This is a genomic window from Methylobacterium sp. 1A, from assembly GCF_058072805.1.
Map to the genome: position 1 here is coordinate 3,246,855 of NZ_JBYQVE010000001.1, position 18,342 is coordinate 3,265,196.

The window sequence follows — 18,342 nt, forward strand, 5'->3', positions numbered from 1 at the left end:
CGCCATGCAGCTCACGCTCTGGACCTACGAGGGACCTCCTCACATCGGCGCGATGCGCGTCGCCACGGCGATGTCCGGGCTGCACTACGTGCTGCACGCGCCGCAGGGCGACACCTACGCCGACCTGCTGTTCACGATGATCGAGCGGCGGGACGCCCGCCCGCCCGTCACCTACACGACCTTCCGCGCCCAGGATCTCGGCCGCGACACCGCCGAGCTGTTCAAGCAGGCGGTCTCGGCCGCCCACGCGCGGTTTCAGCCCCAGGCGATGATCGTCGGCGCCTCCTGCACCGCCGAGCTGATTCAGGACGATCCGGGCGGCCTCGCCAAGGCCCTCGACCTGCCGATCCCGGTGATCCCGCTGGAATTGCCCGCCTACCAGAAGAAGGAGAACTGGGGCGCGTCGGAGACCTTCTACCGCCTCGTCCGGGCGCTCGCCGGTCCGCCCGCCCCGCATCCGGCGCGGGAACCCGGGCAGCGTCCGCTCTGCAACATCCTGGGACCGACGGCGCTGGGCTTCCGCCACCGGGACGACCTGATCGAGATCCGCCGGCTGCTCGATTCGCTCGGCATCGCCGTGAATGTCGTGGCGCCGCTGGGGGCCACGCCAGCCGATCTCGGCCGGCTCCGGGAGGCCGATTTCAACGTCGTGCTCTACCCCGAGACCGCCCGGTCGGCCGCGGACTACCTGAAGAAGAGTTTCGGGCAGCCGTTCACGCAGACCGTCCCGATCGGCGTCGGCGGCACCCGCCGGTTCGTCGAGGAGGTTGCGAGCCTCGCCGGGATCGACCCGGCACCGGTGCTCGACGGCCCCGGCTCGCGGCTGCCCTGGTACTCCCGCTCGGTCGATTCGACGTATCTCACGGCCAAGCGCGTCTTCGTGTTCGGCGACGCGACCCACGCCATCGGTATCGCCCGGGTCGCCGCCAAGGAACTCGGCTTCACCGTCGTGGGACTGGGCACCTACGGCCGCGAATTCGCCCGCGAGGTTCGCGCCGAGGCGGCCGAGCACGGCATCGAGGCGCTGATCACCGACGATTACCTCGACGTCGAGGCGGCGATCCGCGCGGCCGCGCCGGAACTGGTGCTCGGTACCCAGATGGAGCGCCACGTCGCGAAGCGGCTCGGCATCCCCTGCGCGGTGATCTCCGCGCCGGTGCACGTCCAGGACTTCCCGGCCCGCTACGCCCCGCAGATGGGGTTCGAGGGCGCCAACGTCCTGTTCGACACCCTGGTCCATCCGCTGATGATGGGCCTCGAAGAGCACCTCCTCGGCATGTTCCGGGAGGATCCCGAATTCCACGACGGCGTCGGCCCCTCGCATCTCGGCGGCAAGTCCTACGGGACTCCGGCGGACGGGGCGTTCGAGGCCGCGGAACGGGCGCCGGCCGACACCCCTCCGACGCCGGCGCCCGTTCCGATTCTTCTGGACCGGGCCGCAGCGTGGTCGCCCGAGGCCGAGAAGGAACTCAAGAAGATCCCGTTCTTCGTGCGGGGCAAGGCGCGCACCAACACCGAGACCTTCGCCCGGGAGCGGCATCTGCCGCTCATCACCGTCGAGACCCTCTACGATGCCAAAGCGCATTTCGGTCGATAGGCCGCCGATCCGCATCGTCATCGTCACGCTCGACAATCACTTGGCGAGCGCGGTGGAACGGGCGCGCCTGCGCCTCCGGACCGAGATGCCCGGGCTGGTTCTGGGCTTCCACGCGGCGGCCGAATGGGACAACGACCCCGCGACCCTGGAGGCCTGCCGGGCCGACATCGCGCAGGCCGACATCGTGCTCTCGGCCATGCTGTTCATGGACGAGCACGTGCGGGCGATCCTGCCGGCGCTGGCGGCGCGGCGCGACGCCTGCGACGCGATGGTCGGCTGCCTCTCGGCCGGCGAGGTGGTGAAGACCACGAAGCTCGGCCGCTTCGACATGAGCGGCACCAAGCGCAGCGCCCTCGACTTCCTCAAGAAGCTGCGCGGCAAGCCGGGCCAGCAGGGCAATGCCGGACGGCAGATGGCCCTGGTGCGCAAGCTGCCGAAGATCCTGCGCTTCATCCCGGGCTCGGCCCAGGACGTGCGCGCCTATTTCCTGACCCTGCAATACTGGCTCGCGGGCTCGGACGAGAACGTCGCCGCGCTGGTGCGCTTCCTCGTGCACCGCTACGCGGCCGGCGAGCGGGCCGCCTGGCGTGACGGCCCGGCGGCGCCCGCACCCCTCGACTACCCCGAGACTGGCCTCTACCACCCGCGGCTGCCCGGCCGGATCGGCGCCGACCCGTCGCGGCTGCCCCGCCTCGCGGGCGCGAAGGGCCGCGTCGGCCTCTTGGTGATGCGCAGCTACGTGCTCGCCGGCAACACCGCCCATTACGACGGGGTGATCGCCGCCCTTGAGGCGCAGGGCCTCGACGTCGTGCCGGCCTTCGCCAGCGGCCTCGACAACCGCCCAGCGGTGGATTCCTTCTTCATGAAGGACGGGCGCACCTGCATCGACGCGCTGGTCTCGCTCACCGGCTTCTCCCTGGTCGGCGGCCCCGCCTACAACGACGCCGCCGCCGCCGAGTCGATGCTGGCCCGCCTCGACGTGCCCTACCTCGCCGCCCAGGCACTGGAATTTCAGACCCTGGAGCAGTGGGAGGCGGGCGACCGCGGCCTGTCGCCGGTCGAGGCGACCATGATGGTCGCGATCCCCGAACTCGACGGCGCCACCGCCCCGATGGTGTTCGGCGGACGGTCCTCCGCTTCCGGCAGCGACAACGCCCGGGACATGCGGGTCCATCCCGAGCGGGCGGCCCGCCTCGCCGAGCGGGTCGCACGTCTGGTCTCTCTCCGCCGGACCGCGAGGGCCGAGCGGAAGCTCGCCGTGGTTCTGTTCAACTTCCCGCCCAATGCCGGCGCCACCGGCACGGCGGCGTTCCTGTCGGTCTACGCCTCGCTGCTCAACACCCTGAAGGGCTTGGCGGCGGACGGCTACACGGTCGAGATCCCGGAAGACGTCGATGCCCTGCGCGCGGCGATCTTGGAGGGCAATACCAAACGCTACGGCACCCAGGCCAACGTCCACGCCCGCATCCCGGCCGAGGATCACCTGCGCCGCGAGCCCTACCTCGCCGAGATCGAGGCCCAGTGGGGCCCGGCGCCCGGCCGCCACCAGACCAACGGCGCCGAGATCTTTGTCCTCGGCGCGCAGTTCGGCAACGTCTTCGTCGGGGTCCAGCCGGCCTTCGGCTACGAGGGCGATCCGATGCGGCTGCTGTTCGAGCGCGGCTTCGCGCCGACCCACGCGTTCTCGGCCTTCTACCGCTACCTGCGCGAGGATTTTTCTGCCGACGCCGTGCTGCATTTCGGCACCCACGGCGCCCTCGAATTCATGCCCGGCAAGCAGACTGGCCTGTCCGAATCCTGCTGGCCGGAGCGGCTGATCGGGGCGCTGCCCAACGTCTACCTCTACGCGGCCAACAACCCCTCGGAAGGGACGCTCGCCAAGCGCCGCTCGGCCGCGACGCTGGTGAGCTACCTCACCCCGAGCCTCGCGGCTGCCGGGCTCTACCGTGGGCTGATCGACCTGAAGAGCTCGATCGAGCGCTGGCGCGGCCTCGGCCCCGAGGCGGCGGGCGAGCGCGAGACCCTTGCCCGCCTGATCCAGGATCAGGGCGCGGCGGTCGACCTCGTGGCGGCCGATCCGGGCTGGAGCGGCGATCTGGAGGCGCGGGTCTCCGGCCTCTGGACCGCGCTGCAGGAGCTGGAGCAGACCCTGATCCCGCACGGGTTGCACGTGGTCGGGCAGGGTACGCCGGAAGAGGAGCGGGTCGATCTGCTCCTGGCGCTCGCCGAGTCGGCGCACGGCGTGAAGCCGGAGCGGGCCGGGATCGAGGCCCTGGTGGCCGGGCAGGGGATCGAGGCGGCGCTCAAGGCTTCCGGCCTCTCCGCCGACGAGACCAACCGCGAGACACTCAAGAACCTCGCCGAGACCGACCTGCTGCTGTCCCGCGACCATGAAGTTCCGGCGCTGCTGCGGGCGCTCGACGGCCGCTTCGTGCCGCCGGTGGCGGGCGGCGACATCCTGCGCAACCCGGCCGTGCTGCCGACCGGCCGCAACCTCCACGGCTTCGACCCCTACCGCCTGCCCTCGGCCTTCGCGGTGGCGGACGGCGCCCGGCAGGTCGCCCGGATCCTCGAGCGCTTCGCCGCCGACGGAAAGCCCTGCCCGGAGAGCGTCGCGCTAGTCCTGTGGGGCACCGACAACCTCAAGAGCGAGGGCGGCCCGATCGCCCAGGCGCTCGCGCTGATCGGCGCGGCACCCCGCTTCGACGGCTACGGCCGCTTGAGCGGCGCCGAGTTGATCCCGCTGGAGACCCTCGGCCGCCCGCGGATCGACGCGGTGGTCACCCTGTCCGGCATCTTCCGCGATCTCCTGCCCCTGCAGACGAAGCTCCTGGCAGAAGCCTCGTACCTCGCCGCCACCGCCGACGAGCCCCTGGAGCAGAACTACGTCCGCAAGCACGCCCTCGCCATCCAGGCCGAGCAGGGCTGCGACCTGGAGACGGCGGCGCTCCGGGTCTTCTCCAACGCCGAGGGCGCCTACGGGGCCAACGTCAACCACCTCGTCGATTCGGGGAACTGGGACGACGACGCGGAACTGTGCGAGACCTTCTCGCGCCGCAAGAGTTTTGCGTATGGCCGCACCGGCCGCCCGGCGCCGCAGCGCGCCCTGATGCAGGCGGTGCTGGCCTCCGTCGACATGGCCTACCAGAACCTCGACTCGGTCGAGGTCGGCGTCACCTCCGTCGATCATTACTTCGACGGGCTCGGCGGCATGGGCCGGGCGGTGGCCCGGGCCAAGGGCGAGTCGGTGCCGATCTACATCAGCGACCAGACCCGCGGGGAGGGGCGCGTCCGCTCCCTGGAGGAGCAGGTGGCGCTGGAGACGCGCACCCGGATGCTCAACCCGAAATGGTACGAGGGCCTGCTCGGCCACGGCTACGAGGGCGTCCGCCAGATCGAGACGCATCTCACCAACACGGTCGGCTGGTCGGCCACCGCCAACGCGGTCCAGCCCTGGATCTACGAGCGGATCACCGAGACCTACGTCCTCGACAAGGACATGCGCGAGCGCATGGCCGCCTTGAACCCCACCGCCTCCGCCAAGGTCGCCCAAAGGCTGATCGAGGCGCACCGCCGCGGCTTCTGGACCCCCGACGCAGAGATGCGCGACGCCCTCGACCGGGCCGAGGAGGAGCTGGAGGACCGCCTGGAAGGCGTCACCGCAGGAGTGGCCGCATGAACATCGCGATCCGCAATCCCGTCGTCGCCCGGAAGGAGGAGGGGAGCCTTCAGGTCGCCCTCGACCCCGACCTGAAGATCGAGACCGCCAAGGTCTTCGCGGTCTACGGCAAGGGCGGGATCGGCAAGTCGACCACCTCGTCGAACCTGTCGGTGGCCTTCTCGAAGCTCGGCAAGCGGGTGCTGCAGATCGGCTGCGACCCGAAGCACGACTCGACCTTCACGCTGACCAAGCGCCTCGCCCCCACGGTGATCGACGCCCTGGAGGCGGTGAACTTCCACTCGGAGGAGCTGCGGGTCGAGGATTTCGTGGTCGAGGGCTACAACGGCGTCATGTGCGTCGAGGCCGGCGGCCCGCCCGCCGGCACCGGCTGCGGCGGCTACGTGGTCGGCCAGACCGTGAAGCTCCTCAAGGAGCACCACCTCCTGGAGGACACCGACGTCGTCGTCTTCGACGTGCTGGGCGACGTGGTCTGCGGCGGCTTCGCCTCGCCGCTCCAGCACGCCGACCGGGCACTGATCGTCACCGCCAACGACTTCGACTCGATCTTCGCGATGAACCGGATCGTCGCGGCAATCCACGCCAAGTCGAAGAACTACGGCGTGCGGCTCGGCGGCGTCATCGCCAACCGCTCGGCCAAGACCGACGAGATCGACCGGTTCAACGACGCGGTCGGCCTGAAGCGCCTCGCCCACTTCCCCGACCTCGACGTGGTCCGGCGCTCGCGGCTCAAGAAGTCGACCCTGTTCGAGATGGAGTCCTCGCCCGAGCTCGACGCCGTGACCGCCGAGTACATGCGGCTCGCCGAGACGCTCTGGGCCGGGGGCGAGCCCTGCGAGGCGATCCCCATGAAGGACCGCGACCTGTTCGAGTTCCTCGGTTTCGATTGAGTCTGGAGTTCGACCGATGGCCAGCGCCAGCTACGACGCCCGCCGGGGCGAGCTGACCACCTACTTCGACCGCACCGCGGTCGAGGCGTGGTCGCGCCTGACCTCGGACGCCCCGGTGAGCCGGATCCGCGCCACCGTGCGGGCCGGGCGCGACGCCATGCGGGCGACGCTGCTCTCCTGGCTGCCGGCCGACATGACGGGCTCACGCCTGCTCGATGCCGGCTGCGGCACCGGCGCGCTCAGCGTCGAGGCGGCGCGGCGGGGCGCCGAGGTGGTGGCGATCGACGTCTCGCCGACGCTGATCGGGCTGGCGCAGGAGCGGCTGCCGGCGATCGCGGGCGCGGGGCGCATCGACTTCCGGGTGGGCGACATGCTCGATCCGGCACTCGGCCGGTTCGACCACGTCGTGGCGATGGATTCGCTGATCCACTACCGCGCCGCCGACATCGCCCGGGCGCTGGCGGTGCTGGGCGCGCGCACGGACGGCTCGGTGCTGTTCACCGTAGCGCCGCGCACGGCGCTCCTGACGGTGATGCACGCGGCCGGAAAGTTCTTCCCGCGCGGCGATCGCTCGCCCGCCATCGTGCCGGTGACCGAGGGCGGGCTGCGGCGGCGGATCGCCTCGGAAAGGGCCCTCGACGGCTTCGCCTGGGCGCGGTCGCACCGGATCAACAGCGGATTCTACCTGTCGAACGCGGTGGCGCTGACGCGCGCCCTGCCTCACCGCGCGGATGGTCGGCCAATGACACCCGGGGCGCGACCATGACCCCCGCCCGCAAGCTCACCGAGGCCCTGATGCGCCTCGGCCCGGCGCTGCTTCCCTTCGCGGACGCCGCCACCGCCGAGCTGCCGCTGGGACGGCTGCTCCGCCTCGCCCTGTTCCAGGTCACCGTCGGCATGGCCGCGGTGCTGCTGATCGGCACCCTCAACCGGGTGATGATCGTCGAGCTCGGCGTTCCGGCCTGGATCGTCGCGATGATGCTGGCGCTGCCGCTGGTCTTCGCGCCCCTGCGGGCGCTGGTCGGCTTCCGCTCGGACACCCACCGCTCGGTGCTGGGCTGGCGGCGCGTCCCCTACATCTGGTTCGGCACGCTGCTCCAGTTCGGCGGCCTCGCGATCATGCCGTTCGCCCTGCTGATCCTGTCGGGCGACACGACCGGGCCGCTCTGGGTCGGCAACCTCGCGGCGGCGCTCGCCTTCCTGCTGGTCGGCGCGGGCCTGCACACGACCCAGACCGTCGGGCTGGCGCTCGCCACCGACCTCGCCCCGGCGCACGCGCGCCCGAAGGTGGTGGCGCTGCTCTGCGCGGCGCTCCTGTTCGGCATGATGGCGAGCGCGGTGCTGTTCGGCCTGTTCCTCGCCCATTTCTCACCCGTCCGGCTGATCCAGGTGATCCAGGGCGCGGCGCTGGTCACGATCATCCTCAACGGGTTCGCCCTCTGGAAGCAGGAGCCCCGCGATCCGAACCGGACGCGGACGGCACCGCAGCGCGACTTCCGGTCCTCCTGGCAGGCCTATGCGGGGCAGGGCACCGCCCGGCGACGCCTCGTGGCGATCGGCCTCGGCACGGCGGGCTTCTCGATGCAGGACATCCTGCTCGAACCCTACGGCGGTCAGATCCTGCACCTCTCGGTGGCGGCCACCACGGCGCTGACCGCGCTGCTGGCCGCCGGAGGCGGGCTCGGCCTGCTGGTCGCGGCGCGCTGGCTCGGGCGCGGGGGCGACCCGTTCCGCGTCTCCGCGGTGGGCGTCGGGATCGGGATCCTGGCCTTCTCGGCGGTGGTCTTCGCCGCCCCGCTCGCCTCGGCCGACCTGTTCGCCGCGGGCGTGAGCCTGATCGGCCTCGGCGGCGGCCTGTTCGCCCACGGCACGCTCACCGCCTCGATGAACCGCGCCGGCCCCGAGGATACCGGGCTCGCCCTCGGTGCCTGGGGCGCCGTGCAGGCGACCGCGGCCGGGCTGTCGATCGCGGCGAGCGGCCTCGTGCGCGACGTCGGCGGCGCCATCGCCCAGTCGGGGGTGCTCGGCGAGGGCATGAACGAGCCCGCCATCGGCTACCTCATCGTCTACCACATCGAGATCGCCCTGCTGTTCGCCGCGCTGCTCGCGCTCGGACCGCTGGTGCGCGAGGACGCCCGGATACGAGTTCGAGACAGCATCACCGACGGCCTCGCCGGCCGCACAGCCTGAGACTTGGGGAGGACAGCCATGCCAACCGGCGCACTTACGGGTTACGTCGACGTCGCCCAGGTCGTACTCTACGCGTTCTTCCTCTTCTTCGCGGGGCTGGTCTTCTGGCTGCGCCGGGAGGACCGGCGCGAGGGCTACCCGCTGGAGAACGAGACGGTCGGCCGCCGCAAGGCGGACGACCCGATCCTGATCCCCCGGTCCAAGGCGTTCCATCTGCCGGGCGGCGAGACGACCTACGCGCCGCAGGCGGTTCATGGCCGGGACGACATCGAGACCGGGATCCCGGCCCGCAAGGTCGAACCCTGGCCGGGCGCCCCCTACGAGCGCACGGAGACGTCGCTCCAGGCCGGCGTCGGCCCGGGCTCCTGGGTGCTGCGGCACGACGTGCACGACCGGACCTGGGACGACGAGATCCGCATCGTGCCCCTGCGGGTGGCGAAGAACTTCGTCATCCACGAGGACGGCCCGAACCCGATCGGCATGACGGTGTTCGGCACCGACAACGCGGTCGCGGGCGTGATCAGCGACGTCTGGGTCGACCGCGGCGAGTCGCTGATCCGCTACTACGAAGTCGAGCTCCCGACGGGCGGGCGCCGGCTGATGCCGACAACGTTCTGCCGGGCCGGCGGCTTCACCAAGACGGTGACGACCGAGGCTCTGCTCGCGAGCCAGTTCGCCGACATCCCCAGCACCCGCGACCCCGACAGCGTGACCTTCCTCGAGGAGGAGCGGATCATCTCGTATTTCGGCGCCGGCACGCTCTACGCGACGCCGGCCCGGGCGGAGCCCCTGATATGAGCGGCGACTTCCTCCCCGAGGGCACCCTGCGGGGTCTGCCCGGCCCGCTGCCGGCGGGCGAGCGCATCCTCTGGCAGGGTGCGCCGACGACCGCGGGCCTGCTGGTCCGGGTGTTCCACGCCCGCTTGGTGATCGCGTGGTTCTCGGTCTGCGCCGTGGCCTTCGGCCTCGCGGCGGGCTCGCCCGCGGCGGCGATCAAGGTGGTGGCGCCGACCCTGGTGATCGGCGCCGGCGCCGTCGCGCTGCTCTGGCTGCTCGCCTGGCTCACTCACCGGACGACGCTCTACACGGTGACCAACCGCCGCGTCGTGCTGCAGGCCGGCATCGCCCTGCCGGTGACCCACAACCTGCCCTTCGCGCAGATCGAGACGGCGGCCCTGCGGGCCTTCACGGATGGCAGCGGCGACCTGCCGCTGCGGTTGCGGCCGGGCCTCCGGATCGCCTACCTTCACATCTGGCCGCATGTCCGGCCCTGGCATCTCGCCCGGACCGAGCCCATGCTGCGCTCGGTGCCGGACGCGGACGCCGCGGCGGCGCTGCTGGCACGCGCCCTCGAGGCCCATGCCGACGGCACCGCGCCGCCGGTTCGGGTGGCGCGTCTCGGCCGAGCGGACGAGAATCCCGGCCGCCTCGTCGCGGCCGAATAGGGAGGGGCACGATGGGCGAGCGGGCGGAGGGCGCCGGCCGGGCCATGGCGGTCGCGGGACCGGCACCGGCGCTGCTGATGATCGGCGCCGGCGCGCTGATGGGCTTCACCATGCTGGCGGTCCTGATCGGCCGGAGCGAGAAGGTCGGCCTCGTCGCCCTGCCGCCCGCCAAGGTGGTGGAGCGCCTCGAGTTCCGCGCCGAGGATCAGGTCGACGGCTCGATCGCCCTGCGGGACGTCGCCGACCGGCACATCGTCGCCTGGATCCGTCCCGGCGAGGACGGGTTCCTGCGCGGGACCCTGCGGGGCCTCGCCCAGGCCCGCCAGCGGGAGGGCCTCGGCCCCGAGAAGCCCTTCAGCCTGACCCGCTACGACGACGGCCGCCTTGCGCTGGCCGACGAGGCCACCGGCCGCCGGGTGCCCCTGGAGGCCTTCGGGCCGACCAATGCCGGGGCCTTCGCGCGGCTGATGCCCGCGCCGGGCGCCCCCGCCGCGGAGACGCGGTGATGGGCCTGTTCGGCAGCCGCACCGTCACCGTGCCCTGCACGGTGGAGATCGAGCAGACGCCCGAGAGTCTGCACGCGCACGTGACCCTCGATGCCGGCTTCGAGATCGAGCCCGGCGACGCGGTTCAGGTCCACGACGCGCCGACCTCGGTGCCCTACGGCGAGCGCCTCACCGTGCGGCGCACCGCCACCGTGACGCGGGCCGGCGCGCTGGAGCGGGCCTGGACCAAGCTCATCGCGCATCTCGAGCTGACCGAACTCTACGAGGTCAGCTTTTCCGAGAGGAGGAAGCTGTGAACGCACCCGTCCCGCCACCCTCCGGCCAGCCCGTCCCGAAGACGCCGATCAATGAATCGACCCGTTCGGCACAGGAGACGACCTTCCTCAGCCCGCGCTTCTACACGACCGATTTCGACGAGCTCGACCGCACGAACGTCGAGCCGGTGCGGCGCGACTGGGACATCCTGATCGCCGAGCTGCGCTCGGACCCGAACAAGCGCCACTTCACCCGCAACGAGGAATTCGACTGCGACCTGTCGAAGATGGAGCCGGAGCTGCGGAAGGAGTTTTTGGACTTCCTCGTGTCGTCCATCACGGCGGAGTTCTCCGGCTGCGTCCTCTACGCCGAGATGCGCAAGCGCGCGAAGAACAAGGACATCAAGGAGCTGTTCGGCTTCATGAGCCGGGATGAAGCCCGCCACGCCGGCTTCATCAACGACACGCTCAAGGATTTCGGCATCGGCGTGGACCTGGGCTTCCTCACCAAGTCCAAGAAGTACACGTTCTTCCGGCCGAAGTTCATCTTCTACGCCACCTACCTGTCCGAGAAGATCGGCTACGCCCGCTACATCACGATCTTCCGCGAGCTGGAGCGGCACCCGGAGCGTCGGATCCACCCGATCTTCAAGTGGTTCGAGCTGTGGTGCAACGACGAGTTCCGCCACGGCGAGGCCTTCGCGCTGCTGATGCGCGCCAACCCGAAGCTGACGAGCGGCGTGAACCGCTACTGGATCCGGTTCTTCCTGCTCGCCGTCTTCGCCACGATGTACGTGCGCGACCATCACCGCCCGGCCTTCCACGCGGCGCTCGGCGTCGATCCCAGCGACTACGACTTCAAGGTCTTCCGGATCACCTCGGAGATCTCCCGCCAGACCTTCCCGCTGGAACTCGATATCGACAATCCGAAGTTCAAGGCGGGCCTCGACCGGCTGCTCGCCTGCTCCCGGGCGATCGCCGACGCCAAGGCGCGGGGCGGCCTCGTCGGCAAGGCCCTGCAGGGCCTCCACGCCGCGCGCGCGGCCGTGACCTTCGCGCGGCTCTATCTCCTGCCCGTCAAGGCCAACGCCCTGCCGGCCGATATCCGCCTCCAGCCGGTCTGGTAGCATGGGGACCTACGCCGCCCCGGTCCTGTACGCGGTCCTGCTCTGGTGGTTCTCCACCGGGCTGATCCTGCTGCTCGATCACGCCCCGCGGCGGACGCATCCGTGGAGCATGGCCGGGGCGACTCTGCTGCTCGCCGGCGCCCTGGTGGCGATCCGGTCCAGCGCCGCCGACACGAGCGCCACGGGGGCCTACACGGCCTTCACGGCGGCGCTCGTCGTCTGGGGCTGGCAGGAGATGAGCTACTACATGGGCTTCCTGTCGGGCCCGCGGCCCGTCGCCTGCGCGCCGAGCGTGCGCGGGCTCGACCGGTTCTTCGCCGCGCTCGCCACCAGCCTGTGGCACGAATTCGCCATCGTGGTCGGCGGCCTCGCGATCCTGGCGCTGGTCTGGGGCAGCCCCAACCGCTTCGCCCTGTGGACCTACGGCACGCTGGTGGTGATGAACCTGTCGGCGCGGCTCAACCTGTTCCTGGGGGTGCGCAACCTCCACGCCGAGTTCCTGCCGGACCATCTCGGCTACCTCGCCTGCTACCTGTCCCGGAAGCCGATGAACCTGCTGTTCCCGATCTCGGTGAGCCTCGGGACCATCGCGGCGGCCCTGCTCGGGCGCGCGGCGCTCGGCGCCGACCTGCTGGAGCACGAGCTGATCGGCTTCACGGTCCTGGCGACGCTTACCGCGCTCGCCACCCTGGAGCACTGGTTCCTGATGCTGCCGCTGCCCTCGGCGGAGCTGTGGCGCTGGAGCCTGCCGGCCCGGGCGCCCGGGGAAGCGGCCGGGCCGCCGGACCACGTGTAGGCCGAGGGATCACGAGCGGGCGACGCACGTCCACCAATCTGGAACTGGTCTTGTGCGAAGTCCGGTGTCACAGGCGGGATCAACCCGCAGGATTTGTTCGGGGAGAGGCGACATGGATTACGAGACCTTCTTCGGGGCTGAGATCGCCGGGCTCCACCGCGAGGGCCGCTACCGGGTCTTCACCGACCTCGAGCGCCACGCGGGCAACTTCCCGCACGCCACCCACCACCACGCGGCCGGCACCCGGCCCGTGACGGTCTGGTGCTCCAACGACTATCTCGGCATGGGCCAGCACCCGACCGTCACCGGGGCGATGCACGAGGCGATCGACCGCTGCGGCGCGGGCGCCGGCGGCACCCGGAACATCTCGGGCACCAACCACTACCACGTGCTGCTGGAGCGCGAGCTCGCCGACCTCCACGGCAAGGAGGCGGCCCTGCTGTTCACCTCCGGCTACGTGTCGAACTGGGCGGCGCTGGGGACCCTCGCGTCGCGCCTGCCGAACTGCGCGGTCTTCTCCGATTCCGAGAACCACGCCTCGATGATCGAGGGGATCCGGTTCTCGCGGGCCGAGCGCCACATCTTCCGCCACAACGACCCGGAGGACCTGAACCGCAAGCTCGCGCTGGTCGATCCCGCCCGGCCGAAGCTGGTGGCCTTCGAGTCGGTCTACTCGATGGACGGCGACATCGCGCCGATCGCCGAGATCTGCGACGTGGCCGAGGCCCACGGCGCGCTGACCTACCTGGACGAGGTCCACGCGGTCGGCCTCTACGGCGCCCGCGGCGGCGGCATCTCGGAGCGGGACGGCGTCGCCCACCGGCTCGACGTGATCGAGGGCACGCTCGGCAAGGCCTTCGCGGTGCACGGCGGCTACATCACGGCCTCCGAGAAGCTCTGCGACTTCGTGCGCAGCTTCGCGTCGGGCTTCATCTTCACCACCTCGCTGCCGCCGGCCGTCGCGGCGGGCGCGGCGGCGTCGATCCGCCACCTCAAGGAGAGCGGCGTCGAGCGGGCCCGGCATCAGGAGCGGGTGGCGAAGGTCCGGCAGGCGCTGGAGGCCGCCGACATCCCGACCATGCCGAACGACAGCCACATCGTACCGGTGATGGTCTGCGATCCGGTGCTCTGCAAGGGGATCTCCGACACCCTGCTCGACGAGTTCGGCATCTACGTGCAGCCGATCAACTACCCGACGGTCGCCCGCGGCACCGAGCGCCTGCGGATCACCCCGTCGCCGCTGCACACCGACGCCGACATCGCCCATCTGGTCGAGGCGCTCACCACGATCTGGGGCCGGATCGGGCTCCGGCAGAAGGCGGCGGAGTAAGCGCGGGCGGGGGTTCCCTTCTCCCACCTTCGCCCTCATCCTGAGGTGCCCGCGTCAGCGGGCCTCGAAGGAGGCCTCCAGCCATCGCACGTCTTCTGGAGACCTCCTTCGAGGCCTCCGCTGCGCTGCGGCACCTCAGGATGAGGGGGTGGGTTGGATGCCCCCGCAGCATCGAGTCATCGCGTGCCCACCTTCCCCTTCTCGGCCATCGTCGGCCAGGACGAGATGCGCCAGGCGCTGCTGATCGCGGCGGTGGACCCGGCGGTCGGCGGCGTGCTGGTCTTCGGCGACCGCGGCACCGGCAAGTCCACGGCGATCCGGGCGCTGGCCGCCCTGCTGCCGCCGATGCGGGCGGTGGTCGGCTGCCCGTACAATTGCGATCCCGAAAGTCCCGCAGAAGCCTGTCCGCACTGCGCGAGCCTGCCGGGCGCGCGGAGAAAGTCCGAGAAAAAACCGGTGCCGGTGGTGGACCTGCCGCTGGGCGCCACCGAGGACCGGGTGGTCGGCACCCTCGACCTGGAGCGGGCGCTCGGCGCCGGCGTGAAGGCCTTCGAGCCGGGGCTGCTGGCCCGGGCCAACCGCGGCTTCCTCTACATCGACGAGGTCAACCTCCTCGAGGACCACCTCGTGGACCTCCTGCTCGACGTGGCGGCCTCCGGCGTCAACACGGTCGAGCGCGAGGGCCTGTCGCTCCGCCACCCGGCGCGGTTCGTCCTCGTCGGCTCCGGCAACCCGGAGGAGGGGGAGCTGCGGCCGCAGCTCCTCGACCGGTTCGGGCTGGCCTGCGAGGTCGCGACGCCGAGGGACATCCCCACCCGCATCGCGGTGGTGCGCGCCCGCGACGCCTACGAGCGCGACCCGGAGGGGTTCTGTGCCGCCCGTGAAGGCGAAGAGCGAAAGATTCAAAAAAGAATCCTGCTGGCACGGGAGCGCCTGCCATCGGTCACCGTGCCGGATGCCGCCCTGGAGCGCGCGGCGCGGCTCTGCCTCGCCCTCGGAACGGATGGCTTGCGCGGGGAACTGACCCTGATGCGCACGGCCCGGGCGCTCGCGGCGCTCGACGGCGCCGCGATGGTCACCGACGATCACCTCCGGCGCATCGCCCCGGCCGCCCTGCGCCACCGGCTGCGCCGCAACCCGCTCGACGAATCCGGATCCACCGCCCGGGTGGAGCGGGCGCTGGCGGAGGTCTTCGCGTGACGGCGCCGCTGCGCGCGCCCCGACCGCCAGGGCGTTCATCGCGCGGCTCCGGCCGAGTCGGCGCGGAACGGAGCGCGGGGCCCCTCTCCCGTGCGGGCGAGGGACAGGGTGGAGGACGGGGACCGGCCGGACGAGGCGCGGCCCGAACGCGTCGCGCGCGTCTGCTCAGTCCTGGAACTCCGCATCCCGCACCCCGACCCTCTCCCGCCCGGGGTAGGGGGCCGGTCGCGCTCCGTCGCCCGCGTCGCGGTCCGATGGACGTGTCCGACCCTCGGCACCCGCTCGGGAGCGGGGCCCTGTCGCGCCCCGCTCGAGCCGATGCCTGAACATCGCCGTCCCGCAGAGCAGGGAGGGACACCGACCTGCGCCTGGGCCGATGCCCGCCTGGCCGCCCGGCTTCTCGCCGCGGACCCGCACGGACTCGGCGGCGCGGTGCTGCGGGCCCCCGCCGGGCCCGTGCGCGAGCGCTGGCTCGACAGCGTGCGGGCGGCGCTGCCCCCGGGAACGCCCTGGCGGCGCCTGCCGCCCGGCATCGGCGACGACGGCCTGCTCGGCGGCCTGGATCTCGCCGCGACCCTGGCGGCGGGCCGCCCCGTCGCGCGGGCCGGCCTGCTGGCGGAGGCCGATGGCGGGATCGTCGTCGTCCCCATGGCCGAGCGTCTGCCGCCGGGCACCGCGTCGCGGCTCGCCGCCGCCCTCGACACCGGCACGGTCTCGGACCGCGGCGCCCGGTTCGGCCTGATCCTCCTCGACGAGGGCGTGGCGGACGAGACGGTCGCCGAGGCGCTGGCCGATCGCCTCGCCTTCCGGCTGGACCTGAGCGGGCTCGGCCTCGCGGACGCCGCGGCGGCCGAGCCGGAGCCCGCCCCGGGCGCGCCGGAGCCCGACCCGGTCGGGCGCCTCTGCGCCCTGGCCGAGGCCTTCGGGATCGCGTCGCTGCGCGGTCCGATCCTGGCGGCGCGCGTGGCGCGCGCCCTCGCGGGAGACGGGCCGATCGGCCAGGGGGCGATCGTGGCGGCCGGGCGCCTCGTCCTGGCGCCGCGGGCGACGCGCCTGCCCGCACCGGAGCAGCCCGTCCCCGAGACCGCGGAGGCGCCGGCGGAGCCGCCCGAGCCGAACGACGCGGAGGAGGCGTCGGGTCCGGCCGCAGAGGCGCCCGACGACGTCGTGCTGGAGGCGGTGCGCGCCGCGATCCCGCCGAACCTCCTCGACCAGCTTCTGGCGGGCGCGCAGCGTCTCCCGGCCGCGAAGGCCGGCCGGGTCGGGCAGGCGGCCTCGGCCCGCACCGGCCGCCCCGTGGGCAGCCGGAGGGGCGACCCGCGGCGGGGACGGCTCGACCTGCTCGCCACCCTGCGGGCGGCGGCGCCCTGGCAGGCCATCCGCAGAGTAGAGGGGGAGACGCGCCGCATCGTGGTGCGGCGGGACGATCTGCGGATCCGGATCCTCAAGCAGCGGACCGAGACCACCACGGTGTTCTGCGTGGACGCCTCGGGCTCGGCCGCCCTGGAGCGGCTGGCGGAGGCCAAGGGCGCGGTCGAGCTGCTGCTGGCGGAGGCCTATGTCCGGCGGGACCGGGTGGCGCTGGTGGCGTTCCGCGGCGCCGGCGCGGATCTCGTTCTGCCGCCGACTCGGTCGCTCACCCGCGCCAAGCGCGGGCTCTCGGGACTGCCGGGCGGGGGCGGGACGCCGCTCGCGGCGGGGATCGACGCCGCGGTCGCGGTGGCTCTGGGCGTGCGCCGCGGCGGCAGCCGGCCGGCGATCGTGCTGCTGACCGACGGGCGCGCCAACGTCGCGCGGTCGGGGGAGGGGGGACGGGCCCGGGCGGGCGCGGAGGCGCTGCAGGCGGCCCGAGCCCTGCGTGCGGCCGGGCTGCCGGCCCTCGTGGTCGATACCGGCACGCGGGGCGACGAGGCCCGTTCGGTGGCGGACGCGATGGGCGCCCGCTACCTGAAGCTGCCCCGGGCCGAGGCCGGTCAGCTCAGCGCGGCGGTGCGGGCGGCGCTCTGAGCGCCGCGCCCGTCACCCCCGCGACAGGGTGTCAGAGGTCGCCGCCGATGCCGCTGTCGGCGAGGCGCTGGTGGTGGGCGAGCCAGGAGCTCAGCATCTCGCGGACGATGGCCTTGAGGCTCCAGCCGCCGGAGACCGGAGCGGCGATGTTCTGGGTCGAGGAGGTGAAGAGGATCATGACCTTCTCCGGAGTTGGTGGACGCGTCTTGTTCTTGCTCGCCCGAGATATGCCGTTGCTGTTGCAGCGCAGCAATCGGTCTCCGCTCACCGGTGGCATGCGGCCGCCGCATAGGATTGTTCAGTGCTACGAAATACTTCCGGCCATGAACGATAGCGCCGCCGTCGCCCCCGGATCGTCCGACCATGCCGCAGTGCAGGATACGCGCGCATGCTGACCGGCTTCGATGCGGACCGGCCCGACTGGGCCGTGGAGGGCCGGGACTGGCCCCATCGGGAGGCCAGCCGCTTCGTGGAGGCGGCCGGCCTCCGCTGGCACGTCCAGGAATACGGGTCTCCGGACGCCCCGACGCTGCTGCTCCTGCACGGGACCGGGGCGGCCACGCATTCGTGGCGCGGGCTGGCGCCGCTCCTCGCGCGCGACTTCTCCGTGATCGCCCCGGACCTGCCGGGCCACGGCTTCACGGACCCGCTGCCCGACGCCGACCTGTCGCTGCCCGGCATGGCCCGGGCCGTGGCGGGCCTCGTTGCGGCGCTCGGCCGGCCGCCGGTCCTGGCGGCGGGCCACTCGGCCGGCGCCGCCGTCCTCGCGCGGATGTGCCTCGACGGCACCATCGCGCCCCGGCTGCTGGCGGCCTTCAACGGCGCTCTCGCGCCGCTGCCGGGGGCGGCGAACCTGCTGTTCCCCAGCATGGCGCGCCTCCTGTTCCTCAACCCCTTCACCCCCCGGATCTTCGCCTGGACGGCGGACCGGTCCGCGGCCAAGCGCCTGATCGAGGGGACCGGATCGCGCCTCGACCCGGAGGGGGTCGACCTCTACCGGCGGCTCTTCGCCCGGGCCGGCCATGTCCGCGGGGCGCTGGGCATGATGGCGAACTGGGATCTCGCCGGGCTGCACCGGGCGCTGCCCGGCCTCGCCACCCGGACCCTGCTGATCGTCGGCGGCGACGACAAGGCCATCCTGCCGGACACCGCCTTCGCCCTGCGCGACCGCATGCCCGACGCCCGCGTCCGCCTGATCCGGGGGCTGGGCCACCTCGCCCACGAGGAGGCGCCGGAGCGCGTGGCCGAGGTGCTCCGCGCCGAGGCTTCGGACGCGGGCGTTCTGTCGCCGCCGTGAGCCGGACGGGACTGGCGCCGGCCT

16 protein-coding genes are annotated in these 18,342 nt (G+C 72.4%); 15 read left to right on the forward strand and 1 reads right to left on the reverse strand.

Going from position 1 to position 18,342, the window contains the following annotated elements:
* Nucleotides 1-4 precede the first annotated feature (4 nt).
* From bchB to ACX9MN_RS15950, 14 genes are all read left to right on the forward strand, one after another.
* On the forward strand, nt 5-1,597 hold the full coding sequence (bchB, locus tag ACX9MN_RS15885; RefSeq protein WP_100252030.1) for a ferredoxin:protochlorophyllide reductase (ATP-dependent) subunit B: 1,593 nt from the start codon (nt 5-7) through the stop codon (nt 1,595-1,597).
* Nucleotides 1,572-5,276 carry a magnesium chelatase subunit H gene (locus ACX9MN_RS15890; protein WP_489724890.1) on the forward strand — a complete coding sequence of 1,235 codons (3,705 nt, stop codon included), beginning with the start codon at nt 1,572-1,574 and terminating at the stop codon, nt 5,274-5,276. Before bchB ends, ACX9MN_RS15890 begins: the two co-directional genes overlap by 26 nt.
* The gene (gene bchL, locus ACX9MN_RS15895; RefSeq protein WP_091926007.1) at nt 5,273-6,166 is read left to right on the forward strand and encodes a ferredoxin:protochlorophyllide reductase (ATP-dependent) iron-sulfur ATP-binding protein; all 894 of its coding nucleotides are present in this window, start codon (nt 5,273-5,275) and stop codon (nt 6,164-6,166) included. The genes ACX9MN_RS15890 and bchL overlap by 4 nt, the downstream gene beginning before the upstream one ends.
* 16 nt (nt 6,167-6,182) lie before the next feature.
* Complete coding sequence (gene bchM / locus ACX9MN_RS15900; protein ID WP_020095253.1) at nt 6,183-6,932, forward strand: magnesium protoporphyrin IX methyltransferase; 750 nt, start codon at nt 6,183-6,185, stop codon at nt 6,930-6,932.
* On the forward strand, nt 6,929-8,356 hold the full coding sequence (locus ACX9MN_RS15905; protein WP_020095254.1) for a BCD family MFS transporter: 1,428 nt from the start codon (nt 6,929-6,931) through the stop codon (nt 8,354-8,356). Before bchM ends, ACX9MN_RS15905 begins: the two co-directional genes overlap by 4 nt.
* An 18-nt stretch (nt 8,357-8,374) precedes the next feature.
* Nucleotides 8,375-9,154 carry a photosynthetic reaction center subunit H gene (gene puhA, locus ACX9MN_RS15910; RefSeq protein WP_020095255.1) on the forward strand — a complete coding sequence of 260 codons (780 nt, stop codon included), beginning with the start codon at nt 8,375-8,377 and terminating at the stop codon, nt 9,152-9,154.
* A complete protein-coding gene (puhB, locus tag ACX9MN_RS15915) occupies nt 9,151-9,801 on the forward strand; it encodes a photosynthetic complex putative assembly protein PuhB (protein WP_020095256.1) in 651 nt (216 codons plus the stop codon). Before puhA ends, puhB begins: the two co-directional genes overlap by 4 nt.
* Before the next feature lie 11 nt (nt 9,802-9,812).
* Entirely contained in the window at nt 9,813-10,307 is a 495-nt protein-coding gene (puhC, locus tag ACX9MN_RS15920) for a photosynthetic complex assembly protein PuhC (RefSeq protein WP_091682490.1), read from the forward strand.
* Entirely contained in the window at nt 10,307-10,603 is a 297-nt protein-coding gene (locus tag ACX9MN_RS15925) for a hypothetical protein (protein WP_010686350.1), read from the forward strand. Before puhC ends, ACX9MN_RS15925 begins: the two co-directional genes overlap by 1 nt.
* Complete coding sequence (acsF, locus tag ACX9MN_RS15930; RefSeq protein ID WP_020095259.1) at nt 10,600-11,688, forward strand: magnesium-protoporphyrin IX monomethyl ester (oxidative) cyclase; 1,089 nt, start codon at nt 10,600-10,602, stop codon at nt 11,686-11,688. The genes ACX9MN_RS15925 and acsF overlap by 4 nt, the downstream gene beginning before the upstream one ends.
* A gap of 1 nt (nt 11,689) precedes the next feature.
* Nucleotides 11,690-12,484, forward strand: coding sequence for a putative photosynthetic complex assembly protein PuhE (puhE, locus tag ACX9MN_RS15935; RefSeq protein WP_489724891.1), 795 nt, complete (start codon nt 11,690-11,692; stop codon nt 12,482-12,484).
* A gap of 112 nt (nt 12,485-12,596) precedes the next feature.
* Complete coding sequence (hemA, locus tag ACX9MN_RS15940) at nt 12,597-13,814, forward strand: 5-aminolevulinate synthase (RefSeq protein ID WP_020095261.1); 1,218 nt, start codon at nt 12,597-12,599, stop codon at nt 13,812-13,814.
* 183 nt (nt 13,815-13,997) lie between these two features.
* Entirely contained in the window at nt 13,998-15,014 is a 1,017-nt protein-coding gene (gene bchI, locus ACX9MN_RS15945; RefSeq protein ID WP_091980216.1) for a magnesium chelatase ATPase subunit I, read from the forward strand.
* Nucleotides 15,015-15,332: 318 nt separating this feature from the next.
* A complete protein-coding gene (locus ACX9MN_RS15950) occupies nt 15,333-17,021 on the forward strand; it encodes a magnesium chelatase subunit D (RefSeq protein WP_489724892.1) in 1,689 nt (562 codons plus the stop codon).
* Nucleotides 17,022-17,052: 31 nt separating this feature from the next.
* On the opposite strand, the gene ACX9MN_RS15955 is transcribed toward ACX9MN_RS15950, so the two are convergent.
* The gene (locus ACX9MN_RS15955; RefSeq protein ID WP_020095264.1) at nt 17,053-17,199 is read right to left on the reverse strand and encodes a hypothetical protein; all 147 of its coding nucleotides are present in this window, start codon (nt 17,197-17,199) and stop codon (nt 17,053-17,055) included.
* A 210-nt stretch (nt 17,200-17,409) separates the two neighbouring features.
* Here ACX9MN_RS15955 and bchO point away from each other — a divergent pair, with 210 nt between their 5' ends.
* Nucleotides 17,410-18,318: an alpha/beta fold hydrolase BchO gene (gene bchO, locus ACX9MN_RS15960; protein WP_091682484.1), complete on the forward strand. Its 909-nt coding sequence runs from the start codon at nt 17,410-17,412 to the stop codon at nt 18,316-18,318.
* The last annotated feature ends 24 nt before the right edge of the window (nt 18,319-18,342 follow it).

Bases quoted from the DNA above. Each gene is read 5' to 3' on its own strand.
- bchB (WP_100252030.1), top strand. From the start codon at position 5: ATGCAGCTCACGCTCTGGACCTACGAGGGACCTCCTCACATCGGCGCG.
- ACX9MN_RS15890 (WP_489724890.1), top strand. From the start codon at position 1,572: ATGCCAAAGCGCATTTCGGTCGATAGGCCGCCGATCCGCATCGTCATC.
- bchL (WP_091926007.1), top strand. From the start codon at position 5,273: ATGAACATCGCGATCCGCAATCCCGTCGTCGCCCGGAAGGAGGAGGGG.
- bchM (WP_020095253.1), top strand. From the start codon at position 6,183: ATGGCCAGCGCCAGCTACGACGCCCGCCGGGGCGAGCTGACCACCTAC.
- ACX9MN_RS15905 (WP_020095254.1), top strand. From the start codon at position 6,929: ATGACCCCCGCCCGCAAGCTCACCGAGGCCCTGATGCGCCTCGGCCCG.
- puhA (WP_020095255.1), top strand. From the start codon at position 8,375: ATGCCAACCGGCGCACTTACGGGTTACGTCGACGTCGCCCAGGTCGTA.
- puhB (WP_020095256.1), top strand. From the start codon at position 9,151: ATGAGCGGCGACTTCCTCCCCGAGGGCACCCTGCGGGGTCTGCCCGGC.
- puhC (WP_091682490.1), top strand. From the start codon at position 9,813: ATGGGCGAGCGGGCGGAGGGCGCCGGCCGGGCCATGGCGGTCGCGGGA.
- ACX9MN_RS15925 (WP_010686350.1), top strand. From the start codon at position 10,307: ATGGGCCTGTTCGGCAGCCGCACCGTCACCGTGCCCTGCACGGTGGAG.
- puhE (WP_489724891.1), top strand. From the start codon at position 11,690: ATGGGGACCTACGCCGCCCCGGTCCTGTACGCGGTCCTGCTCTGGTGG.
- hemA (WP_020095261.1), top strand. From the start codon at position 12,597: ATGGATTACGAGACCTTCTTCGGGGCTGAGATCGCCGGGCTCCACCGC.
- ACX9MN_RS15950 (WP_489724892.1), top strand. From the start codon at position 15,333: ATGCCTGAACATCGCCGTCCCGCAGAGCAGGGAGGGACACCGACCTGC.
- ACX9MN_RS15955 (WP_020095264.1), bottom strand. From the start codon at position 17,199: ATGATCCTCTTCACCTCCTCGACCCAGAACATCGCCGCTCCGGTCTCC.
- bchO (WP_091682484.1), top strand. From the start codon at position 17,410: ATGCTGACCGGCTTCGATGCGGACCGGCCCGACTGGGCCGTGGAGGGC.